We start from the raw sequence: 1,181 nt of genomic DNA, 5'->3' as shown, positions 1-1,181 counted from the left end.
TGGCCACATAACATAAAATCAGATCAGAGACTGCCAGAGACCCTGATGCTGTGGCAAGTCAATAACACCATAAACGACCACAACCATGGTGATAATGAGGCGGAGGATAAGCGCCTCTGGTCTTATAGGCATCGTTTTTTTCCTTATCCAGTCTCTGCTGGTTCAGGCGCTTTTCCTGCTCTATCCTGCGTTGCAACAGGTCAGCATCCGGGACCGGCTTGTTAAGACGTTTCAGGGCTTGAGTAGCTTCCGGAATCCCCCATCGCGCCGCCATAGAGTAACGATCAACCGCCTGGGCCAGGGACGGCGTGGTACCGACGCCCTGCTCATAACAGACTCCGGCATGATACAGATCAATCGGTAGCTGGCTGGTACCATGAAGCACTTGCGAGCAACTGGCCTCTGTGACAGAGAAAGGTACAGAATAAATCCCCTGTCCTACTGGGGTTGCATCCGTAGTGATATTCTGACACCCACTCAGGGTGGTGAGCGCCAGAACACAGAAACTGAATATTCGCAGAATTCTTATAAGCATTAGCATTTCCCTTCACTTTATCGTCTCAAAAAAACTCATATTGTCCTCACTATTATCACGCATCCAATGAGTGATAGATCGAATTCAAATTCAAACTGTCCAAAAACTCTCTGGCAATGGTTGTCAGCTCATCGGATTTGAGAAACAGAGCATTACCCGCTTTGTATGCCTGCCGTAAATACGCTTCCTTCAAAGCCCCCGGAAACTGTGAAGGGCTACGAATTTCAGACATCATGGCATACAGCTCTGCTGGTGAGGATGGATCATGAGCGCCATAGTTTTTATCACTTCCGTTCCCCCTGATGGAAGCATCGGCCCAACAATACGTCAAACGACCATTCTTTGAGTGAGTCACTTCATACAGGTAATGACTGAAGGCCTGTCGAATTGCTTGCTTGCATTTGGTTCTTAAATGATCCTTAGAGAATGCATCTTTCTGCGGTGTCTCAAGGGATTCCAGAGTGGGTTTGTACCTGTTGCGGATTTCAAGCTCTTTTTTCTCATATTCTTCTCTTGCATCCTGATATCGCCCGGCTGAAGAAAAGTCTTGATTGTGTCGTTGGTGCTGACTGCGATAATGGTATCCATTTTGACCAAGGGTGGAGCTATGCGCTGCTTTCAGTTCGCTGTTTATTTGAGCTAATAT

Annotated in this window: 2 protein-coding genes; both read right to left on the bottom strand. The window is 47.3% G+C overall.

Translation table 11 applies throughout. From position 1 onward, the window contains the following. Positions 1–58 precede the first annotated feature (58 nt). Positions 59–535 carry a hypothetical protein gene (locus tag KDK18_RS09240; protein ID WP_257254615.1) on the bottom strand — a complete coding sequence of 159 codons (477 nt, stop codon included), beginning with the start codon at positions 533–535 and terminating at the stop codon, positions 59–61. A gap of 55 nt (positions 536–590) precedes the next feature. Then, positions 591–1,181 (bottom strand): hypothetical protein (locus KDK18_RS09235; protein ID WP_257254614.1); only part of this gene is annotated, 591 nt, incomplete at its 5' end.

Source organism: Endozoicomonas sp. SESOKO3 (genome assembly GCF_024606255.1).
The sequence above is the reverse complement of the archived record's forward strand: the minus strand, read 5'-3'. Positions and strand labels throughout refer to the sequence as shown.